The sequence below is a fragment of the Paraburkholderia sp. MM5496-R1 genome (genome assembly GCF_050436205.1).
In the GTDB taxonomy this organism is placed as follows: Bacteria; Pseudomonadota; Gammaproteobacteria; order Burkholderiales; family Burkholderiaceae; genus Paraburkholderia; species Paraburkholderia tuberum.
Window position 1 is genome coordinate 2,299,235 of record NZ_JBNDLT010000003.1, and the last position, 14,430, is coordinate 2,313,664.

General features: G+C 63.7%; 12 protein-coding genes and 1 pseudogene. 7 read left to right on the forward strand and 6 right to left on the reverse strand.

What is annotated here, in order from left to right:
- Window positions 1–254: 254 nt before the first annotated feature.
- From OKW38_RS36755 to OKW38_RS36775, 5 genes are all read left to right on the forward strand, one after another.
- Entirely contained in the window at window positions 255–1,247 is a 993-nt protein-coding gene (locus OKW38_RS36755; RefSeq protein WP_090806078.1) for a TRAP transporter substrate-binding protein, read from the forward strand.
- Window positions 1,248–1,424: 177 nt separating this feature from the next.
- Window positions 1,425–1,934: a TRAP transporter small permease gene (locus OKW38_RS36760; RefSeq protein ID WP_090810071.1), complete on the forward strand. Its 510-nt coding sequence runs from the start codon at window positions 1,425–1,427 to the stop codon at window positions 1,932–1,934.
- 13 nt (window positions 1,935–1,947) lie between these two features.
- Entirely contained in the window at window positions 1,948–3,300 is a 1,353-nt protein-coding gene (locus OKW38_RS36765; RefSeq protein WP_184049983.1) for a TRAP transporter large permease, read from the forward strand.
- A 77-nt stretch (window positions 3,301–3,377) separates the two neighbouring features.
- The gene (locus OKW38_RS36770) at window positions 3,378–4,589 is read left to right on the forward strand and encodes a porin (RefSeq protein WP_090806074.1); all 1,212 of its coding nucleotides are present in this window, start codon (window positions 3,378–3,380) and stop codon (window positions 4,587–4,589) included.
- A gap of 249 nt (window positions 4,590–4,838) precedes the next feature.
- A complete protein-coding gene (locus OKW38_RS36775; RefSeq protein WP_429334010.1) occupies window positions 4,839–5,393 on the forward strand; it encodes a putative glycolipid-binding domain-containing protein in 555 nt (184 codons plus the stop codon).
- On the opposite strand, the gene OKW38_RS36780 is transcribed toward OKW38_RS36775, so the two are convergent.
- The 3 genes and pseudogenes from OKW38_RS36780 to OKW38_RS36790 all read right to left on the reverse strand — a co-directional run bounded on the left by OKW38_RS36780 (window position 5,390) and on the right by OKW38_RS36790 (window position 7,465).
- Window positions 5,390–5,977 (reverse strand): N-acetyltransferase family protein, encoded by a 588-nt coding sequence (locus OKW38_RS36780; RefSeq protein ID WP_429334009.1) that lies wholly within the window; start codon window positions 5,975–5,977, stop codon window positions 5,390–5,392. The genes OKW38_RS36775 and OKW38_RS36780 overlap by 4 nt on opposite strands.
- Window positions 5,978–6,052: 75 nt before the next feature.
- Window positions 6,053–6,466 (reverse strand): annotated as a pseudogene (locus OKW38_RS36785) (hypothetical protein); the annotation flags it as partial.
- A gap of 111 nt (window positions 6,467–6,577) precedes the next feature.
- Window positions 6,578–7,465 (reverse strand): DMT family transporter, encoded by an 888-nt coding sequence (locus tag OKW38_RS36790; RefSeq protein ID WP_429365331.1) that lies wholly within the window; start codon window positions 7,463–7,465, stop codon window positions 6,578–6,580.
- A gap of 111 nt (window positions 7,466–7,576) precedes the next feature.
- On the opposite strand from OKW38_RS36790, the gene OKW38_RS36795 reads away from it, so the two are divergent.
- Complete coding sequence (locus tag OKW38_RS36795; protein WP_429365332.1) at window positions 7,577–9,016, forward strand: PLP-dependent aminotransferase family protein; 1,440 nt, start codon at window positions 7,577–7,579, stop codon at window positions 9,014–9,016.
- A gap of 45 nt (window positions 9,017–9,061) precedes the next feature.
- Here OKW38_RS36795 and OKW38_RS36800 read toward each other — a convergent pair whose 3' ends face one another.
- The 3 genes from OKW38_RS36800 to OKW38_RS36810 all read right to left on the reverse strand — a co-directional run bounded on the left by OKW38_RS36800 (window position 9,062) and on the right by OKW38_RS36810 (window position 13,520).
- A complete protein-coding gene (locus OKW38_RS36800; RefSeq protein WP_090806067.1) occupies window positions 9,062–10,135 on the reverse strand; it encodes a TAXI family TRAP transporter solute-binding subunit in 1,074 nt (357 codons plus the stop codon).
- 256 nt (window positions 10,136–10,391) lie between these two features.
- Window positions 10,392–10,733: a hypothetical protein gene (locus OKW38_RS36805; protein ID WP_429365333.1), complete on the reverse strand. Its 342-nt coding sequence runs from the start codon at window positions 10,731–10,733 to the stop codon at window positions 10,392–10,394.
- 1,281 nt (window positions 10,734–12,014) lie between these two features.
- A complete protein-coding gene (locus OKW38_RS36810) occupies window positions 12,015–13,520 on the reverse strand; it encodes an MDR family MFS transporter (RefSeq protein ID WP_429365334.1) in 1,506 nt (501 codons plus the stop codon).
- Between the two features lie 117 nt (window positions 13,521–13,637).
- Between OKW38_RS36810 and OKW38_RS36815 the strand changes: the two genes are divergently transcribed.
- Complete coding sequence (locus tag OKW38_RS36815) at window positions 13,638–14,408, forward strand: TetR/AcrR family transcriptional regulator (protein WP_429365335.1); 771 nt, start codon at window positions 13,638–13,640, stop codon at window positions 14,406–14,408.
- Window positions 14,409–14,430: the final 22 nt, after the last annotated feature.

Below are 14,430 nucleotides of genomic sequence, written 5' to 3' on the forward strand. Positions count from 1 at the left end.
TGCAATTCGGTGGGTTTCAAGGCATTCGTGCCGCCGCGGTCGATGCGGCATGCATGTCCGAAGCCGGCCGGCGTGATTGAAGTAAGTAGTCGAGTTGTCGACTGGAGTGCTGGGTCAACTGTGCCGGGGAAGTCGCACAGCCAGTACGGCCAACGCCCGCACCTGCGAAGGCAGTGAGCGTGAAGCCGGAGACGCGTCAAAACCATGTCACATCCGCTGTTGCGGGGATGGTCTATTTTTCAAGGAATGTCACGATGAACAAGAAGTTTGCCTCTTCCCATGTTTCGATGATCGTCGCGGCCGCGGCGTTGGCGTTCAGCACGATGTCGGCTGAAGCGCGCGTGTTCCGCGTCGCCGATGTGCACGGCGACACCTTCCCGACCAACATGGCCGTGAAGTACATGGGCGAGGAGATCAGCAAGGCGACCGGCGGCAAGGACTCCGTGAAGGTGTTCGGCAACAGCGCGCTCGGTTCGGAAAACGACACGATCGACCAGGTCCGTATCGGCGCGCTCGACATGGCCCGTGCCAACGGTGCTGCGTTCAACGAAATCGTGCCGGAATCGATGATCCCGTCGCTGCCGTTCCTGTTCCGCGACGTCGACCATTTCCGCAAGGTCATGTACGGTCCGGAAGGCCAGAAGATCCTCGACGCCTTCACCGCGAAGGGCATGATCGCACTGACGTTCTACGAGAGCGGCGCACGCTCGATGTACGCGAAGAAGGCGATCAAATCGCCGGCTGACATGAAGGGGCTGAAGGTCCGCGTGCAGCCGTCCGACCTGATGGTCGACGAAATCAAGGCAATGGGCGGCACGCCGACCCCGATGCCGTTCTCGGAAGTCTATACGGGCCTGAAGACCGGCCTCGTCGACGGCGCCGAAAACAACCTGCCGTCGTACGAAGAAACCAAGCACTTCGAAGTCGCTCAGATCTACTCGGAGACCCAGCATTCGATGACGCCGGAAGTGCTGGTGTTCTCGAAGAAGGTGTGGGACACGCTGTCGCCGCAAGAGCAGCAGATCATCAAGAAGGCCGCGGCTGACTCGGTGCCTTACTACGAGAAGCTGTGGACCGCGCGCGAAGCCGACGCACAGAAGGCCGTCACGAAGGGTGGCGCAACGGTCATCGCGGCTTCGCAGATCGACCGCGCGGCTTTCGTGAAGGTGATGCAGCCTGTGTGGGCGAAGTACGAAAAGACCCCGCAAATGAAGCAGATCGTCGACGAGATCGAAGCAATCAAGTAAGTCACGCGTCCCGGACGCAATCAGCAATAGCAACGCTTGTCGCAACAGCGGCGTGAATGGTCCCGCGAGGAAACTCGCGAGACCTTCCGCCGCGCGATTTCGCGCGCGCGTGCGGATCGTGTCGCATCGGGACGGCTGAATCTCAAGCATAGGTCGGTCGTAAGCAAGGACAGGGTCATGAGTTTCCTGAAACGCCCAAATGATTTTCTTTTTCGCGTGCTGCTGGTCGTGGCGTCGCTTAGCCTCGCCGTACTTTGCCTGCTCGTGATTTATAGCGTGGTGATGCGCTACGTGTTTAGCGACGCGCCCGATTTCGTTGAGCCCATCGCATTGCTGCTGGTGATCCTGATCGCGATGTTCGGCGCCGCGCTGAAGGTTCGCGAGGGCGGTCACATCGGACTCGACTCGCTCGTGAAGAAATTGCCCGAGAAAGGCCAGGTGATCGCGAAAGGGATTCAGCACCTGTGTCTGGTCGCTTTCGCGGTGGCGGTCTTCGTCGGTTGCCTCGAGATGGCGCAAACCACGATGGGCGACCGCATTCCGATCATCGGCGTGCCGGAAGGCGTGCGCTACTGCATCCCGATCTTCGCGAGTGTGTGCATCGCGTTGTTCTCGATCGAGCATCTGCTCGAGCTCTTCGCGGGGAAACGGGAAGAGCCGGCGCTCGAACTCTCCGCCACGGAATAAAAGTAGAACCATCATGGAACTTGCCCTTCTTGCCGCCAGTTTTCTAATCTTCCTCTTCCTCGGGGTTCCGGTTTCATTCGCGTTGGGCCTGTCCTGCGTTCTGACGTACCTGTTCGAAGGCTTGCCGACCGCGACCGCGATGCAGTCGATGATCTCGGGCATGAACGGCTTCTCGTTCCTCGCGGTCCCGTTCTTCATCTTCTCCGGCGAGCTGATGCTCCACGGCGGCATCGCTGACCGCATCCTGCGTTTCGCGCAGGCCACGGTCGGCCATTTCCGCGGTGGCCTCGGCATGGCCAACGTGGTCGCCTGTACGCTGTTCGGCGGCGTGTCGGGTTCGCCGACCGCGGATACGTCGGCCATGGGCGGCGTCGTGATCCCGCTGATGAAGCGCGAAGGTTATAGCGCCGCATACGCGGTCAACGTGACCACGCACTCGTCGCTCGCCGGCGCGCTGATGCCGACGTCGACCAACATGATCATCTACGCGTTCGCCGCGCAAGGCGTGAGCGGCGTGCTGAACGGCAAGCAGATGAGCGGCGTGTCGATCGGCGATCTGCTGTTCTCGGGTCTGTTGCCGGTGCTGTGGGTGATGGGCCTCGTGCTGATCGCCGCTTACTGGCAGGCCGTCAAGTTCGGCTATCCGCGCCGTCCCGACGGTTCGACCGAACTGCAGCGTTTCCCGGGCTGGATGGCGGTGCTGCGCACGTTCGTCGGCGCGGTGCCGGGTCTGATGGTCATCGCGATCATTCTGTTCTGCGTGGCGCGCGGTATCGCCACCGCGACGGAGGCGGCCGCAATCGCCGTAGGTTATTCGCTGATATTGACCATCGTCGTGTATCGCTCGCTGTCGATGAAGAAGCTCGGCCATGCGCTCGGCAAGGCCGCGAAAACGACCGGCGTGGTGCTGCTGCTGATCGGTGTGTCGAACATGCTGCGCTACCAGATGGCCTATCTGGAGATCCCGGAGGCGATCGAGCGCATGCTCGACGGCGCGACCTCGCTGCCGTGGCTGATGTTGTTGTACATCAACGTGATTCAGGTGTTCCTCGGTACGTTCGTCGACATGGCGGCGCACATCCTGATCACAACCCCGCTGTTCCTGCCGATGGCCATGCACAACGGGGTGGGCCCGGTTCAGTTCGGCATCATGATTCTGCTGAACTGCGCATTGGGTCTCGTGCATCCGCCGATTGGCTCGGTGCAGTTCATTGGTTGCGCAATTGGCAATGTGTCGATAGGGGAAACTACTAAGGTGGCTTGGCCGTATTACCTCGCTATCTTCTCGGCCATCAATATTGTCACCTATGTCCCGTGGTTCTCGACCTGGTTGCCGAGCATCATCAACGGCCATCCGGTGTTCTGATCCAAATAAAACGTCTTACCCACACTCAGCGGCGCTCGCGTAGGCCGCATTAGAAAGTTTTTAACAGAGGAGTAAAAATGAAAAAGACTCTCTTAGCTTCGGCCTTGGGGTTGGTCGCCCTGGGCGCACATGCGCAAAGCAGCGTGACGCTTTACGGTATCGTCGATACGGGCCTGGGTTGGCAGAACAGCTCGGCGTCGCTGACCACGGCGGCGAAACCGCAGACCGTCGCTGGCAACTCGCAAGTCAAGATGATCAACGGCATCTGGGCAGGCAGCCGTTTCGGTTTGAAGGGCTCGGAAGATCTGGGTGGCGGCACGAAGACGATTTTCCAGTTGGAAGAAGGCTTTAACAGCGCAACTGGCGCGCAAAGTGTGTCGGGTCTGGCATTCAACCGCCAGGCATGGGTCGGTCTGACGAACGCTCAGTTCGGTACGGTGACGGCAGGCCGCGGGTACACCTCGTACTACACGCTGCTCTCGCCGTATAGCCCGACCACGTGGCTGACCGGTGCATACGGTGCGCATCCGGGTGATATCGACTCGCTGGATACGACGTTCCGGGTGAACAACCAACTGGTTTATACGTCGCCGAGCTTTGCCGGTCTGACGGTTAGCGGTTCGTACGCACTGGGCGGCAACGCGGGCAGCTTCGCAGCCGGCCAAACCTGGAGCGTTGCGGCACAGTACCTGAACGGCCCGATCGGTCTCGCGGCAGGTATCCAGCGCATTGACAACGCGGCGACCGTTGGCACCCCCGCGTGGAATTCCACGGCGTCGAACAACGGCGCTCAGCCGTCCGTCTCGGCAATCAACAACGGCTTCCAGACCGCAGCGAAGCAGCAGCGCATTGCGGTGACGGGTGGTTACGCGTTCAACTCGCAGTGGGACGTTTCGTTCGCATACTCGAACGTTCAATACGCTGCGGGCCAGGCTTCGCTGTTCCACGACACGCAGATCTGGAATACCGGTGGCGCAGTGCTGCACTGGAAGCCGATCTCGGTGCTGGACCTGGCCGCTGGCTATAGCTACACCCGTGCAACGTCGTCGAACGGCATTCAGAGCACGGCTAGCTACAGCCAGTTCAACCTGTCGCAGTACTACTCGCTGTCCAAGCGCACCGGCCTGTACGCACTCGAAGCGTATCAGCGCGCTAGCGGCCAGACGCTGTCGGGCAACGGCAAGTCCATCATCAACGCAGTGGCAAGCATCGGTGACGGCCAGAACGGTTCGCCGTCCTCGTCGCGCAGCCAGACCGCGGTTGGCGTGGGTATCATCCACAAGTTCTAAACAGTTACTGAATACGTGGCGGCACGTTGTTTTGCCGCCACATCGACGCGGTTTTTTTCGCGTCGTCAGTCTCGCAAAGCTGCGCACATTACGTGCGCAGCTTTTTTTTCGATGCTTCATTTTGATGCATCGCAGGCGCTGGTCTCGCCAGCGGTGCCAGATCTGGGTTGGGAGTGCCTCGCGCGCGGGCTTTCGCGTTACGATGAGAGCCCGGCGCGCTTTCCTGCGCCGTTTCGCGAGGAGACGCCGATGCGTGAATTACGATGGGCTTCGGAAGAGGGCGATGGCATCGAACATCTGGTATTCGATGCGCGCGACGATGGCTTCGCCGTTGAAAGCGTCGTGGTCGGGCAGCGCTACGGCAAGGCGTACGGGCTGCATTACGCGGTGCGCTGCGACGCGCGCTGGCGCACGCGCTATGCGCGGCTGAAGATCGTCGGCGGTGGCGAGCTGGAGCTGCATGGCGATGGCGACGGTCACTGGCACGACGGGCACGGCCTCGCGCTCAGCGCGATCGAAGGCTGTATCGACATCGATATCGCGGCGACGCCGTACACCAATACGTTGCCGATCCGTCGGCTGCAACTGGCGCAAGGCGAACGTCAGCCGATCGAAGTCGCGTATATCTCGACGCCGGACTTGCAGGTCACGCGCGCCGAGCAGGCCTACACGTGCATCGAGTTGAATGGCGAGTACCGCTACGAAGGCATTTTTCGCGAGTTCACCGCCAATTTGCGCGTGGATAGCGATGGTCTCGTGATCGACTATCCGACCTTGTTCACGCGTTTGCCGCGCGTGCGTTAGGTTTTGCGTTCGGCGTCGCCTGCTGCGTTTGAATCGTCGTCGGGCCCAGTCGATGCGCCGCGGCCGAGCGGGCGTTGCATCAGCGTCGTGTCGAGCCAGCGGCCGTGCTTGTAGCCGACAGCCTTCAACGTGCCGGTCAGCTCGAAGCCGAGTTGCGCGTGCAAGGACAGTGAGCCGCCGCTGCCGCCATCGGCGATCACTGCGATCATCTGACGCCACGGTCCGGTCTCGCAACGTTCGATCAGCGCCTGCAGCAGCACGCGTCCGATGCCGCGTCCGCGATACGCGTCGCTGACGTAGATCGAGTCTTCGATCGTGTTGCGATAGGCGGCGCGCGGGCGATACGGCGTCGCATAGCAATAGCCGGCCACGTCGCCGTCGATCTCCGCGACCATATATGGCAGTCCGTGGCTGCGCACGCTTGCGAGCCGCGCGCGCAGATCGTCGACGGACGGCGGGGTTTCTTCGAACGACGCTACACCGGTCAGCACGTGATGCGCGTAGATCGCCTGGATCGCGGGGAGGTCGGCTTCGCTGGCGTCGCGGATCAGCGGGGCGTCGAGCGGAGGGCGGGGTGAACTCATGCGGGGTCCTGTCGTGGCGGCGCAGTTTGGCGGAAGTCTTCACTATGCCTGTCGCCCGGGCGGATTTGAAGCGGGTCAAAGATCGAATTGATCGAACTCGCTCTGCAGCTCGCGATTACGCGCCACGCGTTCGTCGATAGCCGGTCCACGCCGTTCGACGACCGCCGAGTTCAGCGAATCGACGTAGGAACCCGACATGCCGTCCGAATAGAACACGCGCGGGCGGATGTATTCGAGATAGCTGTAGAACGCGTTGCTGATGCCGCGCGTCGATTGGATGCCGAGGATGTAGACCGCATCGGCGTTCGCCATGCGCTCGGCGGCGCGCGCGAAGGCCGGCGAGCGCGCGAGTTCATACACGCGCCGGATCGCGCCGATTTCGAATTCGAGCGATTGGGCGAGCGCGGCGTCGCGAGGCGAGAAGCCGTCAGCGACGCTCGGTTCATGAAGCTCACCGGTTTGCGCGCAGTCGCTCGGGCCACGGCGGAACGCGGCGCGGGGCGCTGGTTGTGCCAATCTGCGAAATGATGACAGATCGATCCACGGCTCGCGCAATTCGATCCTGAAAAAGTCTGTTCGCCGTGCGACGGTCGAGCCGCGTCAGACCGGCCGCCGCACCGGCGCGGCGCGCGAAAAATGCCGTGCGCCAGCCACGCAGGCGACCACGATCACGGTGACGATGATCATCGATGGCGGTACCTGCTCGTGCAGCAGCACGCCGGCGAGCAGCAGCCCGAAAAACGGCTGCAGCAGCTGCAGTTGGCCGACCGCCGCGATGCCGCCGAGCGCGAGCCCGCGATACCAGAACACGAAGCCGATCAGCATGCTGAACAGCGACACGTACGCGAGTCCCCACAGCGCGGCGGCGCCGACACCGTCGAACGACACGGGCCGCGTCCACCATGCGAGCGGCAGCATCAACGGCAGCGACAGCACGAGCGCCCACGAAATCACCTGCCAGCCGCCGAGATGACGCGACAACCGCGCGCCTTCCGCGTAGCCCAGCCCGCACACGACGATCGCCGCGAGCATCAGCGCGTCGCCGAGCGGCGAGGCGTCGATGCCGTGACGCAGCGCGAACGCGGCCACCGCCGCGCTGCCGAGCGCCGAGAACAGCCAGAACGCCGGCTGCGGCCGCTCGCCGCCGCGCAACACGCCGAAGATCGCGGTGGCGAGCGGCAGCAGGCCGATGAACACGACCGCATGCGCGGCGCTCACATGACGCAGCGCGAGCGCGGTCAGCAAAGGAAAGCCGACCACGACGCCGAGCGCGACCACGACGAGCGGCAGCAGATCGCGCCGGTGCGGGCGGGTCTCGCGGAACACCAGCAACAGCAGCAGACCAAGGATGCCCGCGATCGTCGCGCGCGCCACGGTCAGAAACACCGGATCGAGGCCCTGCACGGCAAGCCGCGTGGCCGGCAGCGAGCCGCTGAAAATCAGCACGCCCGCGAAACCGCTGAGCCAGCCGTTGGTGGTTTTGTCCATGGCAAACGTCCCTGCGCTGAAAGAGTCTCATGATGCGCGCCGCGGCCGTAAACGTTAAGCTACAGATCAGTACAGTTCGTACAAACTGTACCGAACATGGGAGCAGTACAGATGGCGGAAAGCGAGAACAACGAGACGGTGTCGGGCACGCGTGTCGGCCTCGTGATGAACAATCTGCGGGAGCGTATCGCGAGCCGCTCGCTGATGCCGGGCGCCCGCGTGCCGTCGATCCGCGCGATGACCGACACGCTCGGCGTGTCGAAGTCGACCGTGGTGGAAGGCTACGACCGTCTCGTTGCGGAAGGGGTGATCATCGCGCGGCGCGGCTCGGGCTTCTTCGTGTCGGGCCATGCGCCGCCGCTCGCGCTCGCCGATCTCGGGCCGCGGCTCGATCGCGAGGTCGATCCGCTGTGGCTCATGCGGCAGTCGCTGGAGACCGGCTCGAAAGCGCTGAAGCCCGGCTGCGGCTGGATGCCGGCTTCGTGGTTGCCGGAAGATGGCGTGCGGCGCGCGCTGCGCGCGGTTGCCCGTGATCCGCAATCGCTGCTCGCGGATTACGCGAGCCCGGCGGGCTTGCCCGCGCTGCGTCAGCAGCTTGCGTGGCGGCTTTCCGCGCACGGGGTCGATGCGCCGCCCGAGCAGATCCTGCTGACCGACGGCGGCACCCATGCGCTCGATCTCGTGTGCCGCTTCCTGCTCGAACCCGGCGACACGGTGCTGATCGACGATCCTTGCTATTTCAATTTTCAGGCGTTGTTGCGCGCGCATCGCGTGCGGATCGCGAGCGTGCCGTACACGCCGCAGGGACCGGATCTCGCGGCGTTCGAGCGCGTTCTGGTCGAGCAGCGTCCGCGGCTCTACGTGACGAACTCGGCGATCCACAATCCGACCGGCGCGACGCTCGCGCCGGCCGTCGCGCACCGGCTGCTGAAGCTCGCCGGCGAGCACGATCTGCTGATCGTCGAGGACGACATCTTCGCGGACTTCGAAGACGAAGCCGCGCCGCGCCTTGCCGCTTTCGACGGCCTCGCGCGCGTCGTGTCGATCGGCAGCTTTTCGAAGACGCTGTCGGCGGCGGTGCGCTGCGGCTATATTGCGGCACGCGCCGAATGGGTCGAGCCGTTGATCGATCTGAAGCTCGCGACATCGTTCGGCAATGGTCAGCTCGCGGCGAGCGTCGTGCATCGGATGCTCGTCGACGGTACCTATCGGCGTCATCTCGAGGCGATGCGCGCGAAGCTGGCCGATGCGATGGGAGAGACCATCAGGCGTCTCGGCTATGCGGGCCTCGATATCTGGACACGGCCGCGCGCGGGCCTGTTCGTGTGGGCGCGCTTGCCCGGGGCGCTCGATGCCGCCGACATCGCCCGTCATGCGCTGACGGCGGGCGTCGTGTTCGCGCCGGGCAACGTGTTCAGCGCGTCGCAAGCGGCGGCGGGCTTTCTGCGTTTCAACGTGTCGCAATGCAATCGCCCGAAGGTGTACGAGGCATTGCAACGGGCGATGCAAGCGTGCACGGTGTCGGCCGGCGCGGGGCGCGAGCGGGTCTGAGACGAACTCAGGCGAAGCAGGCGTTCGCGGTCCCCCGCTACAGCGTTATTTGCACAGCAGAAGCATCCGTTCTTCTTCCGAGCAAGGCGTGTGCGGTTTCGGCGCAGGTTGCGCGGCCGCCGCGCTCATCGCCGCGCTGCGGTTCGCGAGACACGCGCGCAGATGCTTCTCGACCGGAGTGTAGTACTTCCACCCACGAACGAGCGTCGGCAATTCGAGCTTCACCTGTTTCCATTTCGGATGGCCATGCTCCTGCAGATTGTCGAAGTTCGCGCACAACGAGTCGGCGAAATGATTCAGATTGCTGACTGTGTCGCGCAAGCCGTAATCGTAGGTGACCAGAAACGCTTTGACGGTCAGACCGGGCACGTCTTCCTTCAGCCAGCCTGGGTAGCTGCTTTGGTGGATCGTAGTCGGAAAGTAGGTCTGCTTCGCGCGGTTCGTCTCCGGCGCGTTGGGATCGACGGGCAACAGACGCAACTGTGACAGCAGGTCGGGTTTCATGTCGTTGAACAGCTTTGCCGGCTGCCCGACCACGATGATCGCGACGTCGATCTTCTTCACGATCAGCGCGGCGAGCGCGTCCTCGTTGCTCAGATGCACGACGTTCTGCTCCGGAATCGGCTGGCCGAACATCAGACGGTAGAGCGTCGTCGCCGACTGCGCGGTGCCGCTGCCTAGCAGGCCGACGCTGATGGTCTTGTCCTTGATGTCGGCGAGCGTTTTCAGCGGCGAATCCGCCCGTACGACGACGTTAATTTCCTCGTCGTAGAGCGGCATGATCAGTCGCAGCGGCCGGATCGTCGTGCCCGCATCGGGGTTGCCCGAGTTGGCCATGTCGATGAACGCCTGGTACACGTCGGACTGCACGAGCGCGAGCTTCACGCCGGGCTCGAAACGCATGCGCTGCACGTTTTCGGCGGAGCCTTTCGACGCCACCACTTCGAGGTCGATGCCAACCGGCTGGGCCACCCATTTCGACAGGTCATTGCCGATCTGGATATATGTGCCGCGCTCCGGCCCGGTGACGATCTTGTAGTGCGCCGGTTCCGCGCCGGCCAGCGAACATACGACCAGTACCACCAGGCCCAGCCAGCCCGCGAGGAGTCTCTTCAGCATGATCTTTCTACCTATCGGTCAAATTGATCCCGCTTCACGCGTGGCGCGTGGAAGCACCAGTGATCCGGTTGCCATGTCATGTTCAAACTGCTGCCAAGGTCGCTCCGTCTGTTTCCGCTCAGAGGACGCACGATAATGTGCGAATCGGCACAGACAGCGGCCATTTGATCTGGTATGCGAAGCAATGTTTTTGCGCGACGGCGCAGCAGTTTGCGTCTCCGGGACCCGGTTCGGACCGTCGCGTCGCGCGTGAGCGCTAGTTGCTCCGCGGCGTCGCGGTTCTCACGACGCCGACGTTCGTTGCAGTCACGACCGGTTCGCCGTGCGCTTGCATGCCGACGGGCAGCGGTGCCTGCGTTTGCGCTTGCGCGAGCGGCGCGCCCGGCGCGGCATCCGTCGTCGCCGCATGCGGCGGAGTCAGCGGCGCCCAGCCGGTCTCGCGAATGACGCGCTCGAGGATCACTTTCGCCGCGTCGTTGCCGCTGTCGATCGCGAGCGCCTCGTTCGCGTGCTGACGCGCGCACGGCCACGACTGCTGCGCGACGCAGGCCTGCGCGGCCTGTAGCGCAGTATCGCGACGCTGGACGAGCGGCCGCATCTGATCGGCCAGACCCTGCGCGTCGCTGTTTCCGGGTTGTAACGTTTGCGCGGCGGGCGAGAGCGGCCTGGGCGGCGGACAGATCGTTCGCGCGGAACGCTGTCTTCGCGACCTGCAATGCTTGTCCGGCGTCGTGGAATTGCGGCGCGGGCCGCATGGGCGTCGCGGCCATCGGCGGCGCGGCAGGCGGCGCAGCTGGTGTCGCTGGAATGACAGGAGCCGCGGGCACGACGGGCGCGGGCTTCGCCGCCAGTGCGGTCACGGGCGGTGGCGCAGGCTTGGCCGCGGCCGGCGCGTGCATGGTCTGTGCTTGAGCAATCACCGGGGCGGACACAAGCGGCGCGATCATGCCGGTCGTTGTTCTGGCATCCGGCGTAATCTGCTCCACGCCTTGATCCTCCGATTCGCCGCCGTCGCTGAATAGCGTATAAGCGACATACGTCAGGCCGATTGCGACAACCGCGCCGATCACGTACAGCACGCGCCAAATCGTCTGCGCAGTGTTGGGCGGCGCATACATCGGATCTTCGTAAGGTGGGATAGTGGTGTCGGTCGACACGAGCGCCGTGTGCATGACCGGCTCGGTCTGCAACAGGGGTTCGGACGCCATCGCGGCAGCGGCGATGGCGGGCTCGTCCCGTGTGCCGAGCTCGTTGTCGAAACGGGGCAGGGGCTTGTGCGTGGCGCTCGCACGGCTGCCTGGAATCCCGGTGCGGATGTGCGGATCGTCCTGGTCGAACGGATGCGCAGCGCCACAGTAGGGGCAGGCGTCGACTTGTCGGTACAGTGCGCCACCGCAGCGTTTGCAGGGCGTGGGGAAAGTTTGGCCGGTTGCTGTCTGGGTGGACATGCCGTGGACCCACCTTTGGAAAACGATGCCGTAAAGGCATGCTTCGGATCGTGTAGAGGCAGGAGCCTTGTCCGCGGAATCACGATCCACATGCGCCGGAAGTCGTGGAGACGTAGGCAGCGGCCGCGTTTCCACGGGTTCCAATATGTGGCGTTTCACGGGGGACGTCAACGCGGTTGGCCCCTGGATTGTGTGCGCTGCCGCTCATTTGGAGGTATGAAGAAACCTTGGCCATACATTCGAAACGAGTGTATGTCTCTGTTGTTTCACGACAAATGGAAGGTAACCGGAAGCATCGCGCTGCATGAAGCGAGCGCGACAAAAAAACAACGAGGCCGACGCGTCGTGCGTGCGGCCTCGTGATCGACCTTCTATCTGGCGCCTGCCGGTACGCGTTTACATCAGCTTCCCGATCAGGCGTCGAAGTACGCTCAGTGCTTGCGCAACGGATGATCCTTCAGCAGCCATGCGAGCACGAAGGCGAGCACCACGACGCATGCGGCCGACAGATACACGGTGTGCAACGCACCCGCGAACGCATGCAGATAGTCGTTGCGCAATGCTTCGGGCAGCTGATGAATCGCTGCGGGACCCAATGCCTGCGGAAGTTCGGTGTCGGGCGGGATCAGCTTTTCGAGGCGTCCGGCGAGGCCGTTCGAGAACACCGCGCCGAAACCGGCCACGCCGATCGAGCCGCCGATCGAGCGAAACAGCGTGACGCCCGACGTCGCCACACCCATATGCTTGAACTCTACGGTGTTCTGGACCGCGAGGACCAGCACCTGCATCACCATGCCGAGGCCGCAGCCGAGCAGACCCATGTACAGATACATCACATGAATCGGCGTATCGATCTGCAGGCGCGCGAGCAGCAGCATCGCCACGGAGACGAGGAACGTGCCCATGATCGGGAACAGCCGGTACTTGCCGATCTTGCTGATCACGCGGCCCGTCACCATCGACAGGATGAACAGGCCGCCCATCATCGGCAGCATCTGCATGCCGGCTTGCGTCGGCGTCGAGCCCTTCACGACCTGCAGATAGAGCGGAATGAACGTCACGGAGCCGAACAGCGATACGCCGATGATGAAGCTCACGAGGCTGCTGATCAGAAACGTGCGCTGTTTGAACAGTCCGAGCGGCATGATCGGTTCGACCGCGCTGCGTTCTTCGTGAATGAATCCCCAGATCGCTGCGAGGCCCATGCCGAGCGTGAACCACAGTTGCGGCGACGACCACGGCAGGATCGTGCCGCCCTGACTCGTGAACAGGATGATGCAGGTCAGCGCGCCGGCGAGAAACGCGGCACCCATGTAATCGATCGTGTGCTTCACGTGGCGCACGTGCGGCTTGAACACCGCGCCGATCACGATGAGCGACACGATGCCGAGCGGCAGGTTGATGTAGAAGATCCAGCGCCACGTCAGACGCTCGACCAGAAAGCCGCCGAGCAGCGGACCGATGACGGTGGCAAGACCGAAGATGCCGCCGAACACGCCCTGGTAGCGGCCACGCTCAGCGGGCGGAATCACGTCGGCGATCGCCGCCATCGTCACGACGAGCAGGCCGCCGCCGCCGAGCCCTTGCAGCGCGCGCAGCACGATCAGCTGGCTCATGTTCTGCGCGATGCCACACAGCGCCGAGCCGACGAGAAAGATGACGATCGCCGTCTGCAGCACGATCTTGCGGCCGAACAGATCGCCGAACTTGCCGTACAGCGGCACGACGATGGTCGAACTGAGCAGGTAGGCGGTCACGACCCACGACAGGTTATTGAGCCCGCCCAGTTCGCCGACGATGGTCGGGAGCGCGGTCGAGACAATCGTCTGGTCCAGGGCGGCGAGCAGCATGACCAGCAGCAGCGCCGGAAACAGCAGCCGGATCGGCGGATGGTCGGCCGCGGGGTCGACTGACAGGGTCGTAGCGGGTTGTTCCATGGCGGCAACGCGTTGAAATTAATTAACTGAGAGATTAATATATGTGACATCGCCTCTCACGTCAAATTCAATGCAATGACAAGGATCTCGCCTGACGACGCCGCGGCGCACAATGCCGTGGCAGATACGGGGCCGCCCGCGCGAATTGCCGCGAAAGAGCGCGACGCGTCGAAGCCCAAACTCACGGCAGCGCCAACGGATATTCATGCCGCGAATATCGGCAGCAGCGCACCGGCTGGATCGGCCGCCCGCCGCCCCGGCCGGCCGTCGGGCGCCGCGCGCGGTCCCGCGCAGCGTGCGCGCTTGCTCGACGCCGCGCTGACGCTGTTCGCGAGGCAGGGCATCGTCGAGACATCGCTGGGTGAGATCGCCCGCGAGGCCGGCGTCACGCCCGCGATGGTGCACTACTACTTCAAGACGCGCGATCAACTGCTCGACGTGCTGATCGACGAGTGTTTCGTACCGTTGCGCGCGAGCCTCGGGCTGCCGTTTCAGGAGAATCCCGACGATCCGGTCGCGGCAATCACGCAACTCACGGAGCGGCTCGTGCAGATCGCGAGCGACAACCCGTGGTTCGCGTCGCTGTGGGTGCGCGAAGTGATCAGCGACGGCGGGCTGCTGCGCCAGCGCATGCAAGAGCGCTTTGGTTTCGCGCATCAGAAGGCGTCGCTGCTGGCGATCGCGCGCTGGCAGAAGGAGGGGCGCCTGAATGCATCGCTCGAACCCGCGCTCGTGTTCGTCACGCTGCTCGGCATGACGATTCTGCCGCTTGCCACCTCGAAGCTGTGGCGCAACGATCCGTCGCGCCACAGTATCGGCGGCGCGGAGATTGCGCGGCACGCGGTGGCGTTGCTGGTGCAGGGCATCGGGCCCGGCAAGGGCGATTGAACTGGCGCCCGGTGTGGCGCAC